Consider the following 2553-nt stretch of genomic DNA (forward strand, 5'->3'; position numbering starts at 1 on the left):
TCGCCTTACGGCTTCGCACAGACCTGTGTTTTTGCTAAACAGTCGCTTGGGCCTTTTCACTGCGGCCCCCTCGTGCTATTCACACTACCGGGGCACCCCTTCTCCCGAAGTTACGGGGTCATTTTGCCGAGTTCCTTAACGAGAGTTCTTCCGCGCGCCTTAGAATTCTCTTCTCGCCTACCTGTGTCGGTTTGCGGTACGGGCACCATCACCTGGCTAGAGGCTTTTCTTGGCAGTGTGAGATCATGACCTTCGCTACTATAATTTTCGCTCCCCATCACAGCCCAGCCTTAACGATGTGCGGATTTGCCTACACATCAGCCTCACTGCTTAGACGGACATCCATCAGTCCGCGTCACTACCCTGCTGCGTCCCCCCATTGCTCATAACGGCTTACGGTGGTACAGGAATTTCGACCTGTTGTCCTTCGACTACGCCTTTCGGCCTCGCCTTAGGTCCCGACTTACCCTGAGCGGACGAGCCTTCCTCAGGAACCCTTAGGCTTTCGGCGGATCAGATTCTCACTGATCTTTTCGTTACTCATACCGGCATTCTCACTTGTATAATGTCCAGCGCTCCTTACGGTACACCTTCAACCCTTATACAACGCTCCCCTACCCCTGATGCAAAGCATCAAGCCATAGCTTCGGTGGTGTGTTTAGCCCCGTTACATTTTCGGCGCAGAGTCACTCGACCAGTGAGCTATTACGCACTCTTTCAATGGTGGCTGCTTCTAAGCCAACATCCTGGTTGTCTGTGCAACTCCACATCCTTTCCCACTTAACACACACTTGGGGACCTTAGCTGATGGTCTGGGCTGTTTCCCTTTTGACAATGGATCTTAGCACTCACTGTCTGACTCCCGGAAGTAAGTCTATGGCATTCGGAGTTTGACTGAGCTTGGTAACCCTTGCGGGCCCCGCACCCAATCAGTGCTCTACCTCCACGACTCTGTTTTCCGAGGCTAGCCCTAAAGCTATTTCGGGGAGAACCAGCTATCTCCGAGTTCGATTGGAATTTCTCCGCTACCCCCACCTCATCCCCGCATTTTTCAACATGCGTGGGTTCGGGCCTCCAGTGCGTGTTACCGCACCTTCACCCTGGACAGGGGTAGATCACCCGGTTTCGGGTCTACGTCCACGTACTAAGTCGCCCTATTCAGACTCGCTTTCGCTGCGGCTCCGGCTCTTCACCTTAACCTTGCACGGGAACGTAACTCGCCGGTTCATTCTACAAAAGGCACGCCATCACCCCTAAAACGGGCTCTGACTTTTTGTAAGCACACGGTTTCAGGTTCTATTTCACTCCCCTTCCGGGGTGCTTTTCACCTTTCCCTCACGGTACTGCTTCACTATCGGTCGCTAGGAAGTATTTAGCCTTGGCAGATGGTCCTGCCGGATTCATACGGGGTTTCACGTGCCCCGCACTACTCGGGATACATCTCGGAGGGAACAGACTTTCAAGTACAGGGCTTTTACCTTCTTTGGCGGGCCTTTCCAGACCTCTTCGCTTAACCGGTTCCTTTGTAACTCCATGTGAGATGTCCCACAACCCCAAAGAGCAAGCTCTCTGGTTTGGGCTTCTCCGCGTTCGCTCGCCGCTACTGACGGAATCACTATTGTTTTCTCTTCCTCAAGGTACTTAGATGTTTCAGTTCCCTTGGTATGCCTCTACATAACCTATGTATTCAGTTATGAGTAACTGGAAATTACCCCAGCTGGGTTTCCCCATTCGGACACCCCCGGATCAAAGCTTGCTTACAGCTCCCCGAGGCAGTTTCGTTGTTCGCCACGTCCTTCATCGGCTCCTAGCGCCTAGGCATCCTCCGTGTGCTCTTAGTAGCTTAACCATATCGCTCGTGTTCGAGCTGTCTCTTCCCTTGTTTTGCTTACGCAAAGCCAAAAGTCGTTCCATTTCGATCACTCGCTCATGCAATCTACCTTATAAACACTTCACTTGTTTACACAAGATCAGCTTAAAGGAATGTTCTAATTCGCAATTTTCGTTTCGATATCTAGTTTTCAAAGAACAAGCTTGTAAAATCTTGTTGGTGGAGCCAAGCGGGATCGAACCGCTGACCTCCTGCTTGCAAGGCAGGCGCTCTCCCAGCTGAGCTATGGCCCCATATTAGATTTTAAGGTATACATGGTGGGCCCTGGTGGACTCGAACCACCGGCCTCACCCTTATCAGAGGTGCGCTCTAACCAACTGAGCTAAGGGCCCACATTATATATGATATTGAAACCCGTAATGGGTTTACGCTTGGCGACGTTCTACTCTCCCAGGACCCTGCGGTCCAAGTACCATCGACGCTGAAGGGCTTAACGGTCGTGTTCGGGATGGGAACGTGTGGAACCCCTTCGCTATCGCCACCAAACGTTTGAGAGTTTGAGCTCTCAAAACTGAGCAACGAGTGAGTAGTTTTTGCAGCTAAACTGCATATTTGAATGTTTCCACGCGGGAAACGATTCTCCATAGAAAGGAGGTGATCCAGCCGCACCTTCCGATACGGCTACCTTGTTACGACTTCACCCCAATCATCTATCCCACCTT

The 2553-nt window shown here is 51.6% G+C and carries 2 tRNA genes and 3 rRNA genes; all 5 read right to left on the reverse strand.

Annotation, left to right across the window (positions count from 1 at the left end):
• Positions 1 to 1849: ribosomal RNA gene (locus tag BLS14_RS32190) — 23S ribosomal RNA — on the reverse strand; the annotation flags it as partial.
• Positions 1850 to 2048: 199 nt separating this feature from the next.
• Positions 2049 to 2124: transfer RNA gene (locus BLS14_RS32195), tRNA-Ala, on the reverse strand.
• Positions 2125 to 2146: 22 nt separating this feature from the next.
• Positions 2147 to 2223, reverse strand: a tRNA-Ile gene (locus BLS14_RS32200).
• 37 nt (positions 2224 to 2260) lie between these two features.
• Positions 2261 to 2377 (reverse strand): 5S ribosomal RNA (gene rrf, locus BLS14_RS32205).
• Positions 2378 to 2478: 101 nt separating this feature from the next.
• Positions 2479 to 2553, reverse strand: a 16S ribosomal RNA gene (locus tag BLS14_RS32210); the annotation flags it as partial.

Origin of the sequence: Paenibacillus sp. OK060 (assembly GCF_900101205.1) — a bacterium.
GTDB lineage: Bacteria > Bacillota > Bacilli > Paenibacillales > Paenibacillaceae > Paenibacillus > Paenibacillus marchantiae.